Here is a 21,802-nt window from a genome sequence, read left to right on the forward strand (position 1 = left end):
GGCGTCGAGTAGGTCGATGAGATCCGCGGCCCGCACCGATCGGTGCGGGCCGCGGACTGCTGTGCGTCAGACCAGTACGTGTGCGAAGGTGATCGGCTGGACGACCTCGATCCGCCGACCCAGCCGTCCGCGGGCCGACAACTCCCGGTACACCTCCCAGCTCTCGCCCGCGCGGTCCGCGTCCTCCTCGTGCAGCCAGTCGTCGATGGTCTGCTGGACGGTGCCGATCTGCTCGTAGGGCCCGGCATACCGCACGACCAGGACCGGGCCGCCGGGCAGCGCCGACGGCTCGATCAGCCCGTCGGCAATGATGGGTACGGCGACCGGGAAGCCGGCCTCCACATCGACAAACCCGTCGTGCAGCGGGTGGTGTCGGGCGAACGGGTATCCGCAGGGAGCCGTGCCCTGACGGTACAACCAGTCGCCGATCTCCACGCAGGCCCGCGGTACCCAGTCGGCCAAGAGGCCGGTGGGCACGACAGCGCGCCGGACAGCCGTCGCCTGTTCGGTGAATGTCCTCGTCTGCCAGGTGTGCATGGCGTCAGCGGACGATGGCGATCGGGCACTGGGTGTGGTGGAGGACGCTCTGGCTGACCGATCCCAGGAGCAGGCCGGTGAAGCCTCCGCGGCCGCGGGAGCCGACGACGACCAGGTCTGCGGACTCCGAGCGGCGGACGAGTGCCCGCGCGGCGGAGCCGCTGACGAGTTCGGTCGTCCACGCGACGTCCGGATGATCGGCGACGGCGCCGGCGACGGACTCGGCCACCAGGAGCCGGCTCTCGTCCTCGACCTTGTGCGCGTCGAACTGGAGCATGGACGCTCCGTTGGCATAGGTGAGGAAGGGGCTCGTCCAGGCGTGCAATGCGACGACGTGGGCGTGCATGGCCTCGGCTTGGTCGAACGCGAACTCGATCGCCCGCGCCGACGCCTTGGATCCGTCGACACCGACGACCACCGTGGGGCCCTCGTGCGCATGCGGCCGCAGGTCGGGCGGAATCACGACCACCGGGCACTGCGCGTGCGTGGTCACCTGGACCGCGACCGATCCGACCAGTAGCCCGCTCCAGCCACCGAGGCCCCGGGAGCCGAGCACGATCAGCCGCGCCTGCTCGGCCTCGGCCAGCACGGCTTCGGCCGCCGGGCCTCCGGCGAGGACTGTCTCGACGACCAGGCCGGGCTGTTGCAGGCGGATTCCCTCGGCCAGTGCGCTCAGCCCCTTCTCACGGGCGGTTCGCAATGCCTCGAGCGGCACGACCTGGCCCGGCGACGGCCGTGAGTAGACGACGAGCTCGAACGCCTCGACGATCTTCAGCGGCGCCAGCTCGCGGGCGGCGACGGTGGTTGCCCAGCGCAACGCGTCGAGGCTGGGCGGCGAACCGTCGTACCCGACGACGATCGGGGCTAGCGGTGCGGACATCTTGTTCTCCTTGTTCGAGGTTCAGAACCAGTGGTCGTAGGACTCGCGCCAGTCCCGCCGGGACGTGACGTGGTTGGGCTGTGCGGGGTAGCCGACGCGGAGGATCATCTGCGGCCAGGACCGGCCGCCGATCAGGTCGCGAACCTGGGTGCGCGACGCGGTGCTTTCGAGCACCTGGTTGAGGAACGACGCGACCAGGTCGTACGACGTCGCGACGAGCAGCGTGCGCTGCAGTGCCATACCTGCCCTGAGCCAGGCCTCGGTGTCCTCTTGCCGGGTGCACAGCACCGCGATGGCAGGGTCTTGCTCGAAGACCGCCTGGCTCCGGTGCGCGCTGTCGAAGCCGGCGGACAGGTCCCGGACCAGTGCAGGCTTCACCGGCATCGGGCCGAGTGCGCTCTCCTGGACACCCTCGGTCCCACCGTCGCCGCCGATCCAGCTCATCCGCTCGTGCAGGCGATCCTCGTCCCGCAGATCTGCGGCGTCGGTACGCCGCAGCAGCCCGGCCAGCCGGGACTTGGCGTCCTGGTCGAGCCAGCGCAGCGTCGCACCCTCGGCGCGTGTCGCATCGTCCAGCCGGGCCTGCACGCGGGGCGGGACGGCGTGCGCGAGCAACGGTCCACGGTAGGTGTGTCGCCGGGACAGTTCGCCGTACAGGCCGCCGAGCGTGGGCACCGGAGTGCTCCGGGCGCCGAGGAAGACGCGCGCCGCGATGTCGGGACGGCCGGGATCGGGTTCGGCCACGACCCGGGAGTCGTGGCCGAGCATCGCTGCCGCGACCCGGATGTTGAACGCCGCCGCCCCGATGCCGATCCGCGCCGCCCGGTCCGCCGGGTCGCTGGCCGGCAGCGTGCGTTCGGCGTCGAGCAGTACGTCGATGACCGGGGCGTGCACCTCGAAACGCCACGGCTGGGTGTTGTGCAGCGACGGCGCGTGCACCGCCGCGGTGAGCAGGATGCCCACCTCGTCGTCGGTCAGGGTGATGTTCATGAGAGGTCTGTCCTCGGCAGGTGATGGAGGTACGACGTCGCGACGCCGTAGGTGACGGCGGTCAGGAGGACGCGTTCGAGGGCCATGCCCGCCGCGACTTGGTCCGCGGGTTCGTCGCGGTCGGTGGTCAGCACCGCCAGCGGCGCGAAGGGACCGGGGAGCCAGCTCAGCGCGGTGTTCTCGAGCTCAGCCGCCCGGGTCAGGGCGAACCGGACTGCCTCGGTCGGCGCTGCCGGTGGCCGGGTCAGGTGCCGCGAGCGGATCGCGGCGTACAGGCTCCGCAGTTCCTGGTCGGGGAGGCCGGTCGGCTCGACCACCATGCGAGCGAGCAGGTCGGGCTCGTGCCGGTAGGGACACAGACTGACCCAGCTGTCGAAGCTCAGCGACGCTGCGGCGCAGCGCAGGTCGAAGACCGCGGCGCCACTGGCGATCAGCAGCGCTCGCGCTGCCCGGTCGTGGGCCGGCAGGGCGTGCGAGCCGTCGAGGTAGACATCGATCAGATGACCGTTGACGTCGAGCCGCCAGGGGCGTACCGCGCTTGCCGGGGCCGCGGCGTCGAACAGGACGCCGAGCGCCTCGTTCGTCAGCTGCTCGTCGAGCATCTGGGCCTCCTCGGCCGGACCGGGCACGGACTTCGTCCCTTCACAGGCTCTCTCCGGCAGCGAGCGGCTCCCAGCGGCAAGGGTCCCGAGCAGGCAGGTCCTTGGACTCTTCGGGCTGGGGTGAGAACGGCCCTGACCGAATCGGCGCCGCGGATCGACGATCGAGGTGTCGAGAACGAGTGAAAGGACGACACCATGACCACCACGCCGCACCGGCCGGCAATGCCGGCTCCGAGGATGGAGCCCGATGGCGATCGGTACCCGATCATCACGACGGCGGCGGGCCGCGCGCTCGCCGTGCTCCGGGTTGGGTACGGGCTCACCTTCCTGTGGGCCTTCTTCGACAAGTTGTTCGGCTTCGGGTACGCGACCCCGTCCGGCAAGGGCTGGATCGACGGTGGCGACCCGACCGCCGGATTCCTGGGCAAGGGCACCAGCGGCCCGTTCGCGGACTTCTACCAGTCGCTGGTCGGTGACTGGTGGGTCACCCCGCTGTTCATGGTCGGCCTGGCCGGTATCGGTCTCGCGCTGACCCTGGGGATCGGGATGCGGATCGCGGCCGGCACCGGCGCCCTGCTGTACGTGCTGATGTGGACCGCCGCCCTGCCGCCGGAGAACAACCCGGTGCTGGACGACCACATCCTCGGCGCCATCACCCTCGTCGTCCTCGCGCTGGTTGCCGCTGGCAACGTGTGGGGCTTCGGCAAGTGGTGGAGCGGCCTGAACCCGGTCCGCCGGTACCCCTGGCTGCGGTGAGCACGATGACCCCGAAGCCGGTCATCCACGTGGGAGTCGACGACTCCCGGCGGAACACCGGCGCCCTGGAGTGGGCCCTGCGGGAGTCCACACTCCGGCAGGAGCCCCTCCAGGAGCTTTACGTGGTCGAGGAGAAGCCGGCCCGGGCGCTGGCCGGCCGGGCGACCGGCAGCCGGATGCTCGTGGTCGGCCGCCGCGAACTGGGGACGTTCCGGCGGTTGCTGGCCCACTCCACCTCGGAGGCGGTCGCAGTCGAGGCGAAGGTGCCGGTGGTGATCGTGCCCGAGCACTGGATGCCGTCCGATCACGCCGGTCCGGTGCTCGTCGCACTGGACGACTCCGACGAGAACGCGGCGGTGATCGAGTTCGCGATCGCCGAGGCGACCGAGCGGCAGCTGCCGGTCCGGTTCGTGCACGTCTGGGATCTGCCGGCAATGTACAGCTGGGACGCGATGAACGTCGCCGGCGTCGGTGCCGAGTGGACGGAGAACGCCGAGCGGCACTTCGAGAACGTGGCGGCCGAGTGGCGCGCGAAACACCCGGAGGCGACCATTCAGGTCCGCGTCCGGCGCGGCCATGTGGTCGACGGCGTCGTGACCGCCGCCGAGGAAGCCGACGCGCAACTACTGGTGGTCGGCACCCGCCACCACACCCGCCTGGCCTCGTTCCTGCTCGGCCCCGTCACGCGTGGCGTCCTGCACCATGCACCCTGCCCGCTCGCCATCGTGCCGGTGGCACGGGCCTAGCAAGAGAAGAGGATGGCAGATGAGTACCTGGAACCGGGGCGGTCCGGTTGTGGTCGAAGTCGACGGAAGCGCCGAGAACCTGCACGTGGTGGACTACGCGTGCGGTGAGGCGCTCCGAGCCGGTGCCGAGCTGGTGCTGGTGGCGCCGTACGCACTGCACGGCTCGTTCTCGCCGATGATGCCTGCCTACTCGCCGAAGGCTCCGGCCGAGCTCGCCGACGACGCGTTGCGCGTGGCGGTTGCGCACGTACGGCATCACCACGGATACGCGATGGATCTGGTTGCGCTCACCGACGAAGGCTCGCGCGCGCGGGTCCTGGCCCACGCGGCGCGCAGCGCGCGCATGCTGGTGGTTGGAAGATCCCGCAGCCGCGGACCACAGCGCCTGGTCAACACCCACGCCAACCTGACCCTGGCTGCCCGGGCCGGCTGCCCGCTGGTCGTCGTACCTGCCACGTGGCGGCCGTCCTTGGCCGACCGGCGGGTTGCCGTCGGCATCGACGGTACGGCGCTGTCCGCGGAGGCGCTGGAGTTCGCCTTCGGGGTCGCGGCCGGACGGAAGGCGAACCTGATCGTGGTGCACGCCGGCCTGCCGGCGGATCACGCGTTCAACGACGAGGATCCGGAGCACTCGTGGATCAGCCGGGCCGATGCCCTGCTGTCGGACTCGCTCGCACCGTGGACGCGCCTGTACGGCGACGTGAAGGTGACCCGCTTCCTGAGCAGCCGGCCACCGGCCGCGGCGCTGGTGCACGAGAGCGGCGAGGTCGGCCTGGTGGTCGTCGGGTCGCACAGCGGGGCGTTGCCGATCGATCCGGTGGCGCGCCGGTCGGTCGCCGCCATGACCTGCCCGGTCGCGATCGTGCCGCACCACCCGACGGCCGAGGAGCAGGAGCGGCTGCGCAAGCAGCGCGAGGCGCGGCGTCGTGAACTTGTGACTCCGACGTACTGAACCTGAACGGAGGCTGATGATGTCCGAGGCCACACGTGCACTGATCGTGTACGAGTCGATGTACGGAAACACCGAGAAGATCGCGACCGCGATCCGCGACGGGCTGCGGCGGACGCTGCCCACCGAGACCGTACCGGCCTACCAGGCGCCGGCGGAGCTCCCCGGCGACGTGCGGTTGGTCGTCGTCGGCGGACCCACACACGCGTTCTCGATGAGCCGTGCGTCGACCCGGCGGGACGCCCAGAACCAGCACGAGGTCGTGATGCCGATCGAGGCCGGAATCCGCGACTGGCTGGAGACGCTTGCTGATGGCAAGCACGTTGACGCGGCCACCTTCGACACCCGGATCACGAAGGTACGGCGGCTGCCCGGATCGGCGGCCAAGTCCGCCGCGAAGGTGCTGCGGCACCACGGCTTCCGGATGCTGACCGCGCCGGCGAGCTTCTACGTGGACGAGACCACCGGCCCCATCGGCGCGGACGAGGTCGAGCGGGCCCGCAGGTGGGGCGAGGAACTCGGCCGGATGGTCAGCGGTTCGGCGGTCGCGTCCTGACCGCCTGCGGACCGAAGGAGGAGCCATGATGCACTCGATGGGAGCCGGGATGGGCTGGCTCGTGTTCGGGCTCGTGCTGTGGGCACTGGCCGTCGGCGGCGCGGTGTGGGGCACCGTCTGGCTGGTCCACCGGCCACGGCCGCGGCCGGCCGGACTTCCCTCACCGCTCGACATTCTCGAGCGCCGGTTCGCCGCGGGTCAGATCAGCCGTGAGGACTTCGACGAGGCCCGGGCCCGGCTCCGGGAGCACGAGGTGGATATCTGATCCCACGACCGAGGGGCTCACCGATCGACGGTGAGCCCCTCGTCGTCGACCTACCACGAGCGGATCCGCCGGCCGGTGATGCGCTGTGGCTCGATGGCCATGTAGGTCTCGCGCCGTCCGCCGGCCCAGGGCTCGACCCGTTCCCGTGCGGCCTCCAGTTCGGGCTCGGTGGCGGGACGGACCTGGCCGTTCACCAGGACGCTCCAGCCATCCCGCAGGCCTTCGTCGACCGTGTCGACCTGGAACGCGATCGGGGCCAGGTCGTACTGCGCGACGGCGCTGTCGGCCGCGGTACGGAAGACGATCAGGTCACCCACCCAGCAGTAGTTGATCGGGATCACGACCAGGCCGTCGGCGCTGTTGAAGGCGATCCGGCCGACGACGCCCGACTCGACGAGCTTGACGCACTCGTCCCGGCGCATCGGCTCGAGCAGTGGCCCCATCCGCGCGCGTCTGGTCGTCCGGTGCTGCAGCGGTGCGCTCAGTTCGCCGATCGTGGTGCCCAGCGCGCGGGCCAGCCTGGCCAGCTCGCCGGCGGTCAGTGCGACCGGGCGGGTCTCGACCTGCTCGATACGGCGGGTGCTCATCCCGGTGCGCTCGGCGACCTCCGACGTACTGAGGCCGAGCTCGGTCCGGCGATGCCTGACCCGGTTGCCGAAGTCACCCGGCACTTCCACGGGCTGCGTCCTGGTGTCCATCGGTCGTCCCTTCCTTGTTCCGGTAACTCCAGGCAACCATCAACCGGCCCGCCGCGGCAGGGCACGAGGACCCGACGGCCGCACCGCGCGTTCACGGTGAGCAGTGCCGAAGGTCCCGTCCGGACCGGGACCGTTTGCCTCTTCCGTACGGCGCGCCGGACCTGCAGGCTGGCAGGTGAAGCCGAAGGAGATGGTGATGACGATCAGGGTGTTTCTGCTCGACGACCACGAGGTGGTCCGGTTGGGTCTGCACCAGCTGCTCGAGGACGAGCCTGACATCGAGGTGGTCGGGGACGCGTCCACGGCCGCCGAGGCGATCGCCCGGATTCCCGCCGTACGGCCGGATGTGGCGCTGCTGGACGTCCGGCTGCCCGACGGCGACGGCATCACCGTCTGCCGGGAGGTTCGCTCGATGATGGACGAGCCGCCGGCGTGCCTGATGCTGACGTCGTACTCCGACGACAACGCCTTGTTCACAGCGATCATGGCCGGTGCGTCGGGCTACCTGCTGAAGCAGGTGCACGCGAGTGACCTGATCGGAGCCGTACGGCGGCTCGCCGCCGGTGAGTCGCTGCTGGACCCGGCCATGACGAGGAAGGTGCTCGAACGCCTGCGGCACCCGGTGGCCGAGGAGGATCCCCGGTACGCCTCGCTCACCGAGCAGGAACGCCGCATCCTCGCCGAGATCGCCGAGGGCAAGACCAACCGCCAGATCGCGCAGTCGCTCTACCTGGCCGAGAAGACGGTCAAGAACTACGTCTCGTCCCTACTGCGCAAGCTCAACGTCGAACGTCGCACCGAGGCCGCCATCTTCGCCCTCGAACACGCGAAGAAGACTCAGTCGAGGTAGCCGTCGCCCGGAACGTCCGGGGTCGGGGAGATCGCCGCGCTGATCTCCGCGGCCCAGCTCCGGATCTGGTCCCAGTCGCGGAAGTCACCCGCCAGATTGCCGGTGGCAAGGTGACGGGCGAGGAACCCCTTTGCGGTCTCGGGCTCGAGCCGACCGGCGAAGGTCACCGCCGGCGCCGCACCGATGTCGTCGGCCAGACGCTGTACGGCGGCCGGCATGTCCTGGACCTCGTCCTTGTCCGGGCCGACAGGCCCGCTGTGGAAGAGCCAGACCTGGCGGCTGCGGAGCTGGTCGGCGTTCCGGCGAAGGAAGTGGACAGCCTCCGGTCGCCAGCGCCGCATGTAGATCGCGCTGCCGAGCACGACGGCGTCGTACGGCTCGACGCTGCGGACCTGGTCGGCGGCGTCGACGTCGACGGTGTGTCCGCGGGCGCGCAGCTCGGTGCCGATGGCCTCGGCGATCTCCTGGGTTGCGCCCATCTTGCTGGCGTAGGCCACCAGCACGTTCCCGGACATGGCAGAGCTCCTTCGGCCGAGTCAACGGATCGCAGACGGGGGAATGACGGCGATCGGGCAGGGGGACTGGCTCAGCAGGGTCTGGCTGACCGAGCCGAGCAGGAGGCCGGCGAAACCGCCGCGGCCGCGGGATCCGACGACCACGAGCTGGGCGTCGGCGGACCATTCGAGCAGCAGCTCTGCGGGGTGACCGGTGACCTCGACGATCTCGGCGGTGCGTACGTCGTGGGCCCGAAGTGCCGCGGTGATCTCGTGGTCGTCGTCCTGCCCCTCCGGGCGAACCGTGACGATCCGGGCGACCAGTCCGTGCCGTTCTGCGTAGCCGAGGCCGTAGTCGACGGCAGCGTCCGCCGCGGGGGAGCCGTCGTACCCGATGACGACGGCGCCGCCGACCAGTGCCTCGTCGCCCGGCCGGACCACGACCACCGGGCAGCCGGCGTGCGCAGCGAGCTCGAGGCCGGTCGAGCCGACGAACAGCCCCAGCGCCCGGCCGGCGTTGCGGCTGCCGATCACGACCGAGTCGGCATCGCCCGACTCCGCCAGCAGCACCGGCGCCGGAAACCCGTCGACCCGGCGAGCGGTGACGGCCACGGCCGGCTCGAACTTCCGGGCCTGCTCGACCGCGTCGGCGACGATCTTGTCAGCCGCCGCACGCAAGCCGGGAGCGAACGCAGTCGGCCCCAACCGCACCCGGAACTCGGCCCAGACGAACGCGTGGACGAGATGCAGTTCGGCATCCCGGGCGGCGGCTTCGGCCGCACCCCAGCGGATCGCGTTCTCACAGTCGTCGGCACCGTCGATGCCGACGACGACTCTTCCGGCGGTCATGACGAGCCTCCTGTCCAGCGCCAGTCGCGGATCTCGGGCAGGTCCTCGCCGTACGCGAGGATGTGGGCGTGGTGCCGGGCCCGCTGGTCGGTGAGCCACTGCCGTACTGCGGCGGCCTGCTGACCGAGGCCGGGGACCCGGTCGATCACGTCCAGGGCCAGGTGGAACCGGTCCAGGTCGTTGCGGACCACCATGTCGAACGGCGTCGTCGTGGTGCCCTCCTCCTTGTAGCCGCGGACGTGCAGGTTGCGGTGGTTGGTCCGCCGGTAGGTGAGCCGGTGGATCAGCCACGGGTAGCCGTGGTACGCGAAGATGATCGGCCGGTCCGCCGTGAACAGCGCGTCGAAGTCCGCGTCCGGCAACCCGTGCGGGTGCTCCGACTGCGGCTGCAGGCGCATCAGGTCCACCACGTTGACGACGCGGATCTTCAGCGCGGGAAGGTGTTCGCGCAGCAGTCTCACTGCTGCGAGCGTCTCCAGGGTGGGTACGTCGCCGGCGCAGGCCATCACGACGTCCGGCGTACCGTCGTCGTTGCTCGCGAAGTCCCAGATGCCCAGACCCCGGGCGCAGTGCAGGGCGGCGGCCTCAGGGCCGAGCCAGTCGGCCTGGGGCTGCTTGCCCGCGACAACGACGTTGATGTAGTCGTGACTGCGCAGGCAGTGCTCGGCGGTCGACAGGAGAGTGTTGGTGTCCGGCGGCAGGTAGACCCGGATGACCTCGGCCTTCTTGTTCACCACGTGGTCGATGAACCCGGGGTCCTGGTGCGAGAAGCCGTTGTGGTCCTGTCGCCAGACGTGGGACGTGAGCAGGTAGTTGAGTGAGGGGATCGGCCGTCGCCAGGGCAGCGCCCGGGTGACCTTGAGCCACTTCGCGTGCTGGTTGACCATCGAGTCGACGATGTGCACGAAGGCCTCGTAGCACGAGAACCAGCCGTGCCGCCCGGTCAGCAGGTAGCCCTCCAGCCAGCCCTGGCAGGTGTGCTCGCTGAGAATCTCCATCACCCTGCCGTCGGTGCGCAGGTGTTCGTCGGTCGGCAGCACGTCGGCGTTCCACGCCTTGCCGGTGACCTCGAAGAGCGCGTCCAGCCGATTGGAGGCGGTCTCGTCCGGACCGAAGACCCGGAAGTTCCGGTGGGCCAGGTTGTCGCGCATGACGTCGCGCAGATAGGTCCCCAGCACCCGGGTCGGCTCGTGGTCCGTCCCGCCCGGGCCCGGCACCGGCACGAAGTACTCGCGAAGATCCGGCAGGTTCAGGTCCTGGCTGAGCACACCGCCGTTGCTGTGCGGACTGGAGCCCATTCGGCTGTCCGGAGCTGGGACCTGGGCGAGCACTTGCCGGACCGGCCGGCCGTCGGCGTCGAACAGTTCCTCCGGACGGTAGCTGCGCAACCAGCTCTCGAGCAGGCGCAGATGATCCGGAGACGTCCGGACCTGGGACAACGGCACTTGGTGCGAGCGCCACGTGCCCTCGACCGGTACGCCGTCCACCTCCTGCGGACCGGTCCATCCCTTGGGGGTGCGCAGCACGATCATCGGCCACGCACGGCGTCGCGCGCCTCGCCCGCTCCGGGCCTCGGCCTGGATCTCCGCGATCTCGTCGAGAGCCCGGTCCAGCGTCAGCGCGAGCGCCTGGTGGACGTGTCCGGGATCGTTGCCTTCGACAAGGTACGGGCGATAGCCGTAGCCCTCGAAGAGCCGGGTGAGCTCGTCGTCGCCGATCCGGGCGAGCACGGCCGGGTTGGCGATCTTGTAGCCGTTCAGATGCAGGATCGGCAGCACCGCGCCGTCAGTGCGCGGATCGAGGAACTTGTTGGAGTGCCAGGAGGTCGCCAGCGGGCCGGTCTCGGCCTCGCCGTCACCGACGACACAGGCGACGACCAGGTCCGGGTTGTCGAGCGCGGCGCCGTACGCATGGCTGAGCGAGTAGCCGAGCTCACCGCCCTCGTGGATCGATCCGGGCAGCTCGGGAGCCACGTGGCTGGGGATGCCGCCGGGGAAGGAGAACTGGCGGAACAGGCGCGCCATACCGGCCGCGTCCCGCGAGACGTCCGGATAGGTGTCGCTGTAGCTTCCCTCGAGCCAGGTGTTGGCAGCGATCGCGGGTCCGCCGTGCCCGGGACCGATGACGTACATCATGGTCAGCTCGCGGCGGCGGATCACCCGGTTCAGGTGCGCGTAGACCATGTTCAGCCCGGGCGTCGTGCCCCAGTGCCCGAGCAGGCGTGGCTTGACGTGCTCGGGGCGCAGCGGCTCGTCGAGCAAGGGGTTGCCGAGCAGGTAGATCTGGCCGGCGGACAGATAGTTGGCGGCGCGCCAGTATGCGTCGAGGCCGGCAACCTCGTCGTCGGCGAGCGGCTTACCGGTCAGCTCATGCATGCTTCCTCCAGTTCAGGGCTGGGTGAGACCAGCCTGTCGGCCGAGCGGTGCCCGGGCCCAGAGTCGAAGGTCCTGGGCCGCCGGGACCGTACGGCTCTGGCCCGGACCTGCCCTGCCGGGGTGAGCTGGAGGAGTGTCGGAAGGAGACGTCATGACGACGGTCGAGCGGCCGGATTCCCGGCTCATGGCGGGATGGGACGTGCTGGCCTCGGACGGGTCGGTGGTGCGGATCCGGCCGGTGCGGGCGGACGACGAGGCGGCGCTCGGTGCGATGAACGAACGGGTGTCGGATCGGTCGATGTACCTGCGGTTCTTCGGGATCAGCCGGTCGATGGCGGACGAGCACATGCACCACCTGGTGGCCGACCACGACGGTCACGTCGCGCTGGTGGCCGAGTACGACGACCGCGTGGTGGGCGTGGCGAGCTACGAACCGCTGCGGCCCGGAGAGGCCGAGATGGCGTTCCTGTTGGAGGACTCGGTGCACGGCCGGGGGATCGGGACGCTGCTGCTGGAGCAGCTCGCCGCGACCGCGCGGGAGAACGGGGTGGAGCGACTCCGCGCCGACACCCTGGCCGAGAACGCCGGCATGCTGCGCGTGTTCGCCGACTCGGGCTTCGAGCAGGTACGGCGGCTGGAGAGCGGAGTCGTGGAGCTGGTCCTGGACACGGCGTACCGGCCGTCGACGCTGGAGCGGATGGCCGACCGGGAACGTGCGGCGGAGGACCGCTCACTGCACCGGGTGTTCGCACCGCGCGCGGTGGCGGTCATCGGCGCCGGTCGCAAGCCCGGTGGGATCGGTCACGAGGTGCTCCGGAACCTCGCCGGAGGCAACTTCACCGGACCCGTGTACGCCGTGAACCCGCACACCGACCGCGTTGGCGGCCAGCCGTCGTACCCATCGGTCGAGGACGTGCCGGGAGTGGTCGACCTCGTGGTGATCGCGATTCCGGCCGAGCAGGTGCCGCACGTTCTGGTCTCCTGCGGAGCCAAGAACGTCGCCGGAGCAGTGGTGCTGACCGCTGGATTCTCCGAGCTGGGGACGGCCGGTCAGGCGGCCCAGCAGGAGATTCTGGAGGTTGCGCGCCGGCACAGCATCCGGCTGATCGGCCCGAACTGCATCGGCCTGGTGAACACCGACCCGGCCGTCAAGCTGAACGCGACGTTCGCCGAGGTGTTGCCGAGACCCGGCGCGCTGGCGATCGCGGCGCAGTCCGGAGCGGTCGGCGTCGCGGTGCTGGACCAGGCCGGCCGCAGCGGGCTCGGCATCTCGGAGTTCGTCTCGCTCGGCAACAAGGTCGATGTGAGCGGCAACGATCTGCTGCTGCACTGGTGGGGTGATCCGCGGACCGCGGTGATCGGGCTGTACCTGGAGTCGTTCGGGAACCCGCGGAAGTTCGGCGGATTGGCGCGGCTGGTCGGCCGGACGAAGCCGATTCTCGTCGTCAAGGGCGGCCGTTCCGCGGGTGGCCGGCGGGCCGGTGCCTCGCACACCGCCGCCGCGTCGACTCCGGAGACTGCTGTCGACGCATTGTTCGCGCAGTCCGGCGTACTGCGGATGGACACGCTCGAGGAGCTGGTCGAGACGGCTCGTGTCCTCGCTGCCTTGCCGCTGCCACGCGGCCGTCGGCTGGCTGTGGTCGGTAACGCCGGTGGTGCCGGGGTGCTGGCCGCGGACGCGGCCGGGCGGCTCGGTCTGGAGCTGCCGGAGCTGAGTGACGCGGTTCAGTCCGAACTTATGGAACTCGGCGCGGTCGGCAGCGGTAACCCCGTCGACCTCGGCGCAGCTGCGTCACCGAGCAGCCTCGGACAGGCTTTGCGGCTCATCGCCGACAGCGGCGAGGTCGACTCGGTGCTGATCAACTACGCGGCCACCCGCGCCGGCCGCGTCGACGAGATCTACGACGCGATCGCCCACTCGGCGGCCGGTTCCGACCTGCCGATCCTGGTGAACTGCGTCGGTGCGCTCGACGCTGCCCCCGAGATCGTGGTGGCGGGCGGGCGGCGGCTGCCGGTCTTCCCGTTCCCCGAGAGCGCCGTACGGGCGCTGGCACACGCAGTCCGGTACGCCGAGTGGCGGGCTCGTCCGCAGGGCGCCGTACCGGAGCTTGCCCGGGTCGATGCCGCCGGTGCGCGAGCCGTGGTTCGCGGCTTCCTCGACGAGTGTCCTGAGGGTGGCTGGATGGATCAGGTGCGAGTGGGACAGCTGCTGCAGAGCGCCGGAGTCAAGGCGATCCCGGTGACCGTGGCATCGACCCGGGCGGATGCGATCCGGGTGGCGAAGTCGATCGGCTACCCGGTCGCGCTGAAGACCGCGTCGCGGACTGTCCTGCACAAGACCGACATCGGGGGAGTGCGGATTGGGCTGGCCGACCAGCTGCAGCTGGCTGCCGCGTACGACGAGGTCACCACGGCGGCTCAGGACCCGGACGTGGTGATCCAGGCGATGGCCCCCGCTGGAACCGAATTGGTCATCGGCGTCGTCCGGGATCCGCTCTTCGGCCCGCTGGTGATGGCCGGAAGCGGTGGCGTGCTGACAGACCTGCTGGCCGATCGCCAGTGGCGCGGCCTGCCGCTGACGGACCTGGACGCGGCGGACATGGTGCGATCACTGCGGTGCGCAGTGCTGCTCGCCGGCTACCGAGGCGCGGAAGCCGCCGACCAGACGGCCGTGCTGGACGTGATCCACCGGATCGCGTGGCTGGCCGAGCAGGTCCCCGAGCTGGCCGAGCTCGACATCAACCCGCTGATCGCCGGCGCGACCGGCGTGTTCGCGGTCGACGTCCGCATGCGCCTCGCCCCGGCGAGCCCCGAGCCCGACTGGTACGCCCGCCGGCTGCGTTCCTGATCAGACTTTGACTCGCTCGAGGTGGCCGGGGGTCACGGCGGTCCAGTCGAGCTCGTCCTGGATTCGGTCGGCGAGCTCGGCGCGGGCGTGGTCCTCACCGTGGACGACGTACACGACCTCGGGCGGCTGCGGCGCCGCGGAGAGCCACTGCACCAGCTCGTCGGCGTCGGCGTGCGCGGAGAACTCGGGCAGCCCGACGACCCGGGCCCGCACCGGGACATACCGCCCGTGGATCTTGACCGAGCGGGCGCCGTCGAGCAGCGCCCGGCCACGGGTTCCGGGGACTTGGAAGCCGGGGAGCACGACGGTGTTCCGTGCCCCGGGCAGCAGCCTGGCGAGGTGGTGCAGCACGCGGCCGCCGGTCGCCATCCCGGACGCCGAGATCACCACCGACGGGCGACCGGGATCACTGATCCGGATGGATTCCTCCACCGAGTGGACCAGGCGCAGATCGCCGGGGTCGAACGGATCCGGGCCGCCGACGACCTCGGGCCGCAACTCGGGAGCCTTGCTGCTGACGGCCGAGCGGTAGACGTTCAGTGCGGCGAGTGCCATCGGGCTGTTGACGTAGACGGGCAGCCTGGGCATCAGGCCCTCCCGGGCCAGGCCGGTGAGCTCATGCAGCAGGACCGCCGTACGGTCGATCGCGAAGGCCGGGATCAGCACGACGCCGCCGCGTTCGGCTGTGGAGCTGATCAGCCGTCCGAGCCGGGCGTGGTCGAGCGGCTGGTGGAGCCGGTCGCCGTACGTCGCCTCGACCAGGACGGTGTCGACCGCCGGAGGAGTCTCGGGTGGCAGCAGCAACGGATGGTCCTGGCGGCCGAGGTCCCCGCTGACCAGGAGCCGACGCCCGTCCAGGTCGAGCTCGGCGAACGCGGAGCCGAGGATGTGCCCGGCCCGATGCAGGGCGACAGTGATGCCGCCGGGAAGCTCGACCCGGTCGGCAGTGGGCCGGAACAGGCGGATCGCTCGTTCGGCGTCATCTGTGTCGAACAACGGCAGTGGCGGATCATGTCGCGAGTAGCCCTCGAGCCGCGCGTGCTGTGCGTCCTCCACCTGCAGGTGGGCCGCATCGCGGAGCACGATTGCCGCGACGTCCGCCGTCCCCGGGGTGCAGATCACCGGGCCGCGGAAGCCCTGCCTGACCAGGCCGGGCAGGTATCCGCAGTGGTCCAGGTGGGCGTGCGTCAGGACGACGGCGGAGATGGTTGCCGGATCGACCGGGAACGGGTCCCAGTTGCGCCGGCGCCAGCGCGCGTCGCCCTGGAAGAGGCCGCAGTCGACCAGAACGCGGTGCCGGTCCTGCTCGAGCAGGAACTTGCTGCCGGTCACCGTCCCGGCCGCGCCGAGGAAGGTGAGGGTGGTCATCGGGCGGTTTCGAGGGATTGGTCGAAGCGGTAGGCGACGTGTCCGAGGGCCCGGAGGGCGGCGAGGGTCTCGGCGACGTGGTGGTGCGAGTCGGCTGGGTGGACGGTTCTGTAGAGGTGGTCGCGGAGGTCTTCGAGCCGGTCGAGCAGGTGGATGATCTCGTCGGCGACGATCGCGTCGTACTGCTGGCGGAAGGCGAACAGCGGCAGGATGCGGCTGCGGTACGCGGTGAGGGTGTACTGCGCTTCGGTCAGGCGGCGCTCCTCGACGAGCCAGTTGTCGGACGCGCTGGTCTCGGCGATGCGCTCGAGCTCGGCCTCCCAGCTCTCGATCTCACGCTGCAGTGAGGTGGTCATGACTGCTCCTTGTCGAGGAAGTCGGCGACGGGCCGGCGTGCGGTGCCTTCGGCCGGACGGCCGCGGCCGAAGCGGATGATCATGTGGGCGTGTCCCGGCTGCCGCGTGAGGCGCTGCACTTTCCTGCGCAGGTCGTCGTACTCCAGCGGTTGATTGAGGAAGGACGCGTTGACGCCGTCCCGGGTCGCGGTGAGCAGCACGCGTTCGAGCGCGAGTCCCGCGGCGACCTGGTCGGCGGGTTCGTCGGTTGCGGTGGACAGTACGGCGAGGTCCGGATGAGCCTCGAAGGTCGTCTCCTGACGCATCCGGTCGGTCGGCCGCGTGCCCATGTCGCGGACCGCTGCCGGATAGCTGGCGGAGCGTGGTCCGAGCGCGGAACTGGGCACGCCCTCGGAAGGTCGCTCGCCACCGACCCAGTGGGCGCGTTCGGCCCGGCGATGCCAGTCGTGGATCTCGCGCAGATCGGTCTCGACGACCAGGTCGAGGACGGTGCGGACCTCGGGCTCGTCGAGCCAGGTCAGCTCGGCGCCTTCGGCGTACGCCGCCTGGACGAGCGCCACCCGCGTACTCTGCGCGAGTGGGTCGGCGCCGGAGGGGCGGCGATCGGTGTGGCGCTTCGGGATCTGCCCGGCCAGGTCACTCAGTTCCTCGTCGGGTGTGCTGGTGGGCTCGACGACGATCCTGGCCAGCAGGTCGGGTTCCTCCGGGTACGGCGCGAGTCCGAGCCAGGTGCCGTAGCCGAGCGACTCGGCGGCGCAGCGCAGGTTGAACGTCGCGGCGCCGGCCGCGATCCGCATCGCCCGGCCGGTCGGGTCTTCGGCGGGCAGGGTCCGTGAGCCGTCGAGGAAGACGTCGATCACGCGGCCCTTCACCGCGAAGCGCCAAGGCTGGGTGTTGTGCATGCTCGGGGCCGCGACGGCCGCCGCGAGCAGGATGTCGACGTCCTTCGCCGGCAGTTGCTGGTCAGACACTGGAGGCTCCTCCCACTGGCTCCTACTCCAGCCTGACCCGTGCGAGGAGGGCCCCGCTGCGGTCAAGAGTCCCGACTTGGCAGGCCGTTCGGCTTGTCAGTCGCCGTTGAGCGGGGCGCGCAGCTCGACCACCGTGCCGTGCGGGTCGTTGTCGGTGATCTGGACAGTTCCGCCGAGGGCGTGCGCCCGTTCGGTCAGGTTGCGCAGGCCGCTCGATCGACGGGAGTTCCCGATGCCGACTCCATCGTCGGCGACTCGGGCGAGCACGTGGTGGGAGTCGACCGCGATCTCGACGGTGACATGCGACGCCTGGGCGTGGCGGACCACGTTGGACAGCGATTCGCGAACGGTGGCGAGGATCTGCGGCCGGACGGCCTCCGGTACGACGGTGTCGATCGGGCCGGTGCAGGTGAGTTGGGGCCGGAAGCCGAGTGGGTCGGTGTACTCCGCGACCAGGGCGTGGATGTCACCGCGCAGCGACGTGGCGTCGGGGGCCTGCTGGAGCTCGAAGATCGCGGCCCGGAGGTCGTGGATGGTGGTGTCGATGTCCTCGACCGCGCGATGCAGTCGTTGCTGGTGCTCGGGCCGGGCGAGCCGCTGCATGCCCTGAAGCTGCAGTCCGGTCGCGAACAGCCGCTGGATGACCAGGTCGTGCAGGTCCCGGGCGATCCGGTCGCGATCTTCGAGGACGGCCAGCATGTCGCGGTCGCGCTGGGCCTGGGCCCGCTCGAGTGCCAGAGTGGCCTGGCCGGCGAACAGTTGGACCAGGGCGGCGCCGTCGGAGACCCGGAAGGTCGCTCCCTGCTCGGCCGCCACCACGAGCAGGCCGCCCGTGCCGGTACTGCCGGCCGGTAGCGGTGCGATCGTCGTACGGCCTAGATTTGCGCCTTCCGGGAACTCGGTCAGGCCACCGGCGTCCTTGAGGAGTTGCGCGAGATCCTCGATCACGACCTGCTCGCCGCTGCCCGAGGCGGCCCGGCTGATCACCGGGAGATCGGCGGGGAGGCGGCGGCCCAGGAAAGGCTGGAACTCGGCCGGGCCGTCGATGGCACGCACCACGAGGTCCTGTTCGTCGTCGGCGAGCAGCACGGCCGCGACCTGCGCGCCGGACACCTCGCGGGCTCTCCGTGCGATCAGGTGGAGTGCCTCGTCGGAGTCGAACTGGCCCAGCATCAGCTGCGTGATCTCGGCGTTCGCCTCGTGCCATCGGCGGCGCTGCTCGGTGTCGGCGTAGAGCCTGGCGTTGTCGATCACGACACCCGCCGCGGCCGCCAGCGCGGTGACCGTGCGCTCGTCGTCCTCGGTGAAGGCGGCACCGCCGGTCTTCTCGGTCAGGTACAGGTTGCCGAAGGCGAGTTCCCTGGTGCGGATCGGCACGCCGAGGAACGTCTTCATCGGCGGATGGTTGGCCGGAAAGCCGTATGACCGCGGGTGCTCGGCCAGATCGGCCAGGCGGATCGGCTCGGGGTGGTCGATCAGCAGGCCGAGGATGCCGTGGCCCTCGGGATACGGGCCGATCGCGGCGATCTGCTCGTCGGTGACGCCGTACGTGATGAACCGGACCAGTCGTTTGCCGTCCGGTCCGACGACGCCGAGTGCGCCGTACCGGGCGCTGGCCAGTTCGCAGGCGGCGGTGACGATCCGGTCGAGGGTGCTGTTCAGGTCGAGGTCCGCGCCGATGCCGACGACCGCGTCGAGGAGGGCGCGGAGCCGCTCCTGCGACTCCATGATCTCGTCGACCCGGCCGAGCAGCTCCTGCAAAAGGGCGTCGAGGCGCACCCGGGACAGTCCGGCGAACTCGAGCGCCCCCTCGTCCCAGGTTCCCCGCCCGGTCCGTGATCCATCTGTCACGTGCCTACGTTACGAAGAATGCGCCCCGGATGTGAACCGTCACCGCGGAGATTCAAACGCCTGATCGCGGTCGCTGACCCCACGGCACCAGGCGGCGCCCGTTGACGGACTCGATGCCGAGACGGACGAGGTGTGGGTCGTCCATCGGCAGCCAGGAATGCAGCGGCAGGGTCCGCCGGAGCGCGGCCGCCTCGTCCGCGGTGACCACAGACAGGTGGCCGACAGCTGTCACGGTCCAGCCCAGGTGCCGCTCGGCGTCCACCACGTCGGTCTCGAACGCGACCACATCGCCCCGTTCCGCTGCCCGGAGCTTGTCACCCGGTCCGGAGTCGAACACGATCGTGTCGTCGTCGACGAGGAAGTTGACCAGGCGAACCGCGGGAAGGCCGCCGTAGGTGTAGACGAGCTGGCCGAGCGGTACGGACCGCATCAGCCGCAGGCACTCCGCGGGACTGATGATCTGCAAGCGGGAGTGGTCGAAGTCGGGCATGGCGGTCACGGTCTCCTCCTGGACAGAAACGACGTCGTCCATCCGTCAACCATCCCCCCGCCGCCGACGCCTCAGTAGGGTCGAAGGTCCCTGACCCCAACCCTCGAACAGCCTGGACACCATGAGCAGACGACCTTCCGGACCTTCGGGGGTCAATGGAAAGGACTTCGGCCCTGGGACGGCGGCCACCGGCGGCGTTCGGTGGAAGTGGGAGGACACCTCGAGTCCTGGAGGTGAGGACCATGTCCAACCCGGTGATCCACTTCGAGGTCGGCGGACGCGACCTCGCGCAACTGACGTCGTTCTACGGTGCGTTGTTCGGCTGGCAACTGCAGCCGGCCGGTCCGGACTACACGTTGGTCGCGGCCGGCGACGCCGGTCCCGGCATCGGCGGCGGCCTGATGCAGACGCGCGGCGAGATGCCGCCGTACGTCACCGTCTACGTGGCCGTGGACGACCTGAAGGCGACCCTCGACCGGGCCGGCGAGCTCGGCGCGAAGACCGTCGTCGAACCGACGGACATCCCCGGAATCGGTCAGTTCGCCATGTTCGCCGACCCCGACGGAAACATCATCGGCCTGATGCACCAGCAAGCCATGACCGAGCAGGCAGGAGCGGGCGATGAGGCATCTGCTGACCGTCGCTGACGTGATGACGCCGGACGTCGTCGCGGTGCCCGAGGACACGCCGTACAAGGTCATCGTGACCTTGCTGGCCGAGCACCACATCAGCGCCGTGCCGGTGGTCAACCGGTACGGCGGCATCGGGGGAGTCGTCTCGGAGACCGATCTGATGCGCAAGGAGGAGTTCCAGCGCACCGCGCGGCCGCCCAAGGTGTTGCGGTGGTGGCGGCGCCGGGCCCGGTCCCGGGCCGCCGGGCTGCGGGCGGGCGACCTGATGTCGCACCCGGCCGTGACGATCGGACCGGAGGCGACGATTCCCGAGGCGGCGCGGTTGATGGCGACCCGGGGGATCACGCGGCTGATCGTGACCGACGGGGACTTCCTGACCGGCATCGTCACCCGGTCGGACCTGCTGAAGGCCTTCCTGGCGCCCGACGACCGGATCGCGCAGCGAGTACGGCGCGATGTCGTCGACCACGTGCTCTGGGACGACCCGATCGGTCTCGAGATCAGTGTGCAGGACGGCGTCGTCACGCTCTCCGGAGAGGTCGATCGCCGCAGCACGGCCGAGGTCGCCGGGAAACTGACGGCCGAGGTCGACGGAGTGGTCGGCGTCGTCAACAGATTGTCCTGGGCCTTCGACGACACCGCCCCTGTGACGGTCCCGTGACCGCCGGCCGGCGCCGTACTCAACCGGTGCGGCGCCGGATTCGGCGGGTGTGGGACTCCGCGCGGAGTGAGAGGTAGCACAGGCCGGCCACCGGGACGGGGGCCCAGAACTGGACGAGGCGCCAGGAGATGACGCCGAGTACTGCGGCGTCGGCCGGCACCCCGAAGCCGAGCAGCATGGAGATCAGGACGCCTTCCACGACTCCGAGGCCGCCCGGAGTGATCGGGACTATCGCGGCCAGGCTCGCCGCGCAGTAGGCCACCAGCAGCATGACGGGATGGACGCGCTCACCGTAGGCGGCCAGAAAGACCCACAACGCGGCAGCATCGAGCACCCAGTTGGCCGTTGCCCACCCCAAGAAGGCCTTGCGCACCTCGGGGTCGGCGAGCAGGTCCCGCAGACGCAGTGCAACGGAGGCGGTCCACGGCCGGACCCGCTGGGGGAGCCGGTGAAGCGTCCAGCGCAGCAGCCGGCCCGCCAGCCGCTCGACCGCCGACCGCTCCCGTACGGCAAGCAGCCCGCAAGCGATCGCGACCGTGCCGACGAGGAACGCCACGAGGTAGGCCGCCGTCGCATCGAGCAGCAGCGCGGCCCCTGCGCTCACCCACGCGACGAGGACCAGCGCGAGCCAGGTGCCGACCCCTTCCGCCGCGACGGCGGCGGTCACCTCGGGCGTGCGAGCGCCGCCGGAGACCAGCAACCGGAACCGGATGGCGGTCGCCGTGGCACCGCCCCCCGGCAGAACGTGACTGGCTCCGAAGCCGGTCAGGTCCGAGCGCAGGATCCAGGAGAAGCGGATCGGGCTGGTCCGCAACAGCGCGCGGGTGAACAGCGAGTAGCACAGCAGGCTGAAGGCTTCCAGCCCGACACCGAGAACCACCCAGCCGGGCCGGATCTCGGCGAGCAGGTGCAGCGAGTCCTCCGCACCGGCCAGCTTCGGGAACACCACGTACCGGATCAGGACGACCAGGATCAGGAACGTGGCCGCCGACCGAAGCAGCGCGGGCCACGTCCTCCGCGGCTCCGCCGGAGTGAGCACGGCTGCCCGGCTCAGCGGTCGCGCGGTTGGTGCTCGTTC

23 protein-coding genes are annotated in these 21,802 nt (G+C 70.5%); 9 read left to right on the forward strand and 14 right to left on the reverse strand.

Going from position 1 to position 21,802, the window contains the following annotated elements:
- Positions 1–66: 66 nt before the first annotated feature.
- From AB0H36_RS05330 to AB0H36_RS05345, 4 genes are read right to left on the reverse strand one after another with little or no spacing between them, the layout of a single operon-like run.
- The gene (locus AB0H36_RS05330; protein ID WP_360516857.1) at positions 67–537 is read right to left on the reverse strand and encodes a GyrI-like domain-containing protein; all 471 of its coding nucleotides are present in this window, start codon (positions 535–537) and stop codon (positions 67–69) included.
- A gap of 4 nt (positions 538–541) precedes the next feature.
- On the reverse strand, positions 542–1,417 hold the full coding sequence (locus tag AB0H36_RS05335; RefSeq protein WP_360516860.1) for a universal stress protein: 876 nt from the start codon (positions 1,415–1,417) through the stop codon (positions 542–544).
- A 21-nt stretch (positions 1,418–1,438) separates the two neighbouring features.
- On the reverse strand, positions 1,439–2,407 hold the full coding sequence (locus tag AB0H36_RS05340; RefSeq protein ID WP_360516863.1) for a nitroreductase family protein: 969 nt from the start codon (positions 2,405–2,407) through the stop codon (positions 1,439–1,441).
- Complete coding sequence (locus tag AB0H36_RS05345; RefSeq protein WP_360516866.1) at positions 2,404–3,009, reverse strand: hypothetical protein; 606 nt, start codon at positions 3,007–3,009, stop codon at positions 2,404–2,406. Before AB0H36_RS05345 ends, AB0H36_RS05340 begins: the two co-directional genes overlap by 4 nt.
- A 195-nt stretch (positions 3,010–3,204) precedes the next feature.
- Between AB0H36_RS05345 and AB0H36_RS05350 the strand changes: the two genes are divergently transcribed.
- From AB0H36_RS05350 to AB0H36_RS05370, 5 genes are read left to right on the forward strand one after another with little or no spacing between them, the layout of a single operon-like run.
- The gene (locus AB0H36_RS05350; RefSeq protein ID WP_360516869.1) at positions 3,205–3,765 is read left to right on the forward strand and encodes a hypothetical protein; all 561 of its coding nucleotides are present in this window, start codon (positions 3,205–3,207) and stop codon (positions 3,763–3,765) included.
- 5 nt (positions 3,766–3,770) lie between these two features.
- Positions 3,771–4,511 (forward strand): universal stress protein, encoded by a 741-nt coding sequence (locus tag AB0H36_RS05355; RefSeq protein WP_360516872.1) that lies wholly within the window; start codon positions 3,771–3,773, stop codon positions 4,509–4,511.
- A gap of 19 nt (positions 4,512–4,530) precedes the next feature.
- Complete coding sequence (locus AB0H36_RS05360; RefSeq protein WP_360516875.1) at positions 4,531–5,463, forward strand: universal stress protein; 933 nt, start codon at positions 4,531–4,533, stop codon at positions 5,461–5,463.
- A 19-nt stretch (positions 5,464–5,482) separates the two neighbouring features.
- Positions 5,483–6,016, forward strand: a complete 534-nt coding sequence (locus AB0H36_RS05365; protein WP_360516878.1) for a flavodoxin domain-containing protein — start codon at positions 5,483–5,485, stop codon at positions 6,014–6,016.
- A gap of 25 nt (positions 6,017–6,041) precedes the next feature.
- Entirely contained in the window at positions 6,042–6,281 is a 240-nt protein-coding gene (locus tag AB0H36_RS05370; protein WP_360516881.1) for an SHOCT domain-containing protein, read from the forward strand.
- A 50-nt stretch (positions 6,282–6,331) separates the two neighbouring features.
- On the opposite strand, the gene AB0H36_RS05375 is transcribed toward AB0H36_RS05370, so the two are convergent.
- Positions 6,332–6,979: a pyridoxamine 5'-phosphate oxidase family protein gene (locus AB0H36_RS05375; protein WP_360516884.1), complete on the reverse strand. Its 648-nt coding sequence runs from the start codon at positions 6,977–6,979 to the stop codon at positions 6,332–6,334.
- A 196-nt stretch (positions 6,980–7,175) separates the two neighbouring features.
- On the opposite strand from AB0H36_RS05375, the gene AB0H36_RS05380 reads away from it, so the two are divergent.
- Positions 7,176–7,829 (forward strand): response regulator transcription factor, encoded by a 654-nt coding sequence (locus AB0H36_RS05380; protein WP_360516887.1) that lies wholly within the window; start codon positions 7,176–7,178, stop codon positions 7,827–7,829.
- On the opposite strand, the gene AB0H36_RS05385 is transcribed toward AB0H36_RS05380, so the two are convergent.
- The 3 genes from AB0H36_RS05385 to AB0H36_RS05395 are packed head-to-tail and all read right to left on the reverse strand — an operon-like array spanning position 7,817 to position 11,547.
- Positions 7,817–8,344 (reverse strand): flavodoxin domain-containing protein, encoded by a 528-nt coding sequence (locus AB0H36_RS05385; RefSeq protein WP_360516890.1) that lies wholly within the window; start codon positions 8,342–8,344, stop codon positions 7,817–7,819. The genes AB0H36_RS05380 and AB0H36_RS05385 overlap by 13 nt on opposite strands.
- Positions 8,345–8,365: 21 nt before the next feature.
- Positions 8,366–9,172 (reverse strand): universal stress protein, encoded by an 807-nt coding sequence (locus AB0H36_RS05390; protein WP_360516893.1) that lies wholly within the window; start codon positions 9,170–9,172, stop codon positions 8,366–8,368.
- Positions 9,169–11,547 (reverse strand): phosphoketolase family protein, encoded by a 2,379-nt coding sequence (locus tag AB0H36_RS05395; protein ID WP_360516895.1) that lies wholly within the window; start codon positions 11,545–11,547, stop codon positions 9,169–9,171. The genes AB0H36_RS05390 and AB0H36_RS05395 overlap by 4 nt, the downstream gene beginning before the upstream one ends.
- 151 nt (positions 11,548–11,698) lie before the next feature.
- On the opposite strand from AB0H36_RS05395, the gene AB0H36_RS05400 reads away from it, so the two are divergent.
- Positions 11,699–14,395, forward strand: coding sequence for a GNAT family N-acetyltransferase (locus tag AB0H36_RS05400; RefSeq protein ID WP_360516898.1), 2,697 nt, complete (start codon positions 11,699–11,701; stop codon positions 14,393–14,395).
- Here the strand turns inward: AB0H36_RS05400 and AB0H36_RS05405 are convergent, their stop codons facing one another.
- From AB0H36_RS05405 to AB0H36_RS05425, 5 genes are all read right to left on the reverse strand, one after another.
- Entirely contained in the window at positions 14,396–15,763 is a 1,368-nt protein-coding gene (locus tag AB0H36_RS05405) for an MBL fold metallo-hydrolase (RefSeq protein ID WP_360516901.1), read from the reverse strand.
- Positions 15,760–16,119: a hypothetical protein gene (locus tag AB0H36_RS05410; RefSeq protein ID WP_360516904.1), complete on the reverse strand. Its 360-nt coding sequence runs from the start codon at positions 16,117–16,119 to the stop codon at positions 15,760–15,762. Before AB0H36_RS05410 ends, AB0H36_RS05405 begins: the two co-directional genes overlap by 4 nt.
- Positions 16,116–17,090, reverse strand: a complete 975-nt coding sequence (locus tag AB0H36_RS05415; protein ID WP_360516907.1) for a hypothetical protein — start codon at positions 17,088–17,090, stop codon at positions 16,116–16,118. The genes AB0H36_RS05410 and AB0H36_RS05415 overlap by 4 nt, the downstream gene beginning before the upstream one ends.
- A gap of 96 nt (positions 17,091–17,186) precedes the next feature.
- Positions 17,187–18,941, reverse strand: a complete 1,755-nt coding sequence (locus tag AB0H36_RS05420) for a GAF domain-containing sensor histidine kinase (protein ID WP_360516910.1) — start codon at positions 18,939–18,941, stop codon at positions 17,187–17,189.
- 52 nt (positions 18,942–18,993) lie between these two features.
- Positions 18,994–19,473, reverse strand: a complete 480-nt coding sequence (locus AB0H36_RS05425) for a pyridoxamine 5'-phosphate oxidase family protein (RefSeq protein ID WP_360516913.1) — start codon at positions 19,471–19,473, stop codon at positions 18,994–18,996.
- 200 nt (positions 19,474–19,673) lie between these two features.
- Between AB0H36_RS05425 and AB0H36_RS05430 the strand changes: the two genes are divergently transcribed.
- The gene (locus tag AB0H36_RS05430; protein ID WP_360516916.1) at positions 19,674–20,078 is read left to right on the forward strand and encodes a VOC family protein; all 405 of its coding nucleotides are present in this window, start codon (positions 19,674–19,676) and stop codon (positions 20,076–20,078) included.
- Positions 20,053–20,724, forward strand: a complete 672-nt coding sequence (locus AB0H36_RS05435) for a CBS domain-containing protein (protein WP_360516919.1) — start codon at positions 20,053–20,055, stop codon at positions 20,722–20,724. Before AB0H36_RS05430 ends, AB0H36_RS05435 begins: the two co-directional genes overlap by 26 nt.
- A 19-nt stretch (positions 20,725–20,743) precedes the next feature.
- Here AB0H36_RS05435 and AB0H36_RS05440 read toward each other — a convergent pair whose 3' ends face one another.
- Positions 20,744–21,763: a YbhN family protein gene (locus tag AB0H36_RS05440; RefSeq protein ID WP_360516922.1), complete on the reverse strand. Its 1,020-nt coding sequence runs from the start codon at positions 21,761–21,763 to the stop codon at positions 20,744–20,746.
- Positions 21,764–21,802 lie beyond the last annotated feature (39 nt).

Source organism: Kribbella sp. NPDC050820 (assembly GCF_040653975.1).
Lineage (GTDB): Bacteria > Actinomycetota > Actinomycetes > Propionibacteriales > Kribbellaceae > Kribbella.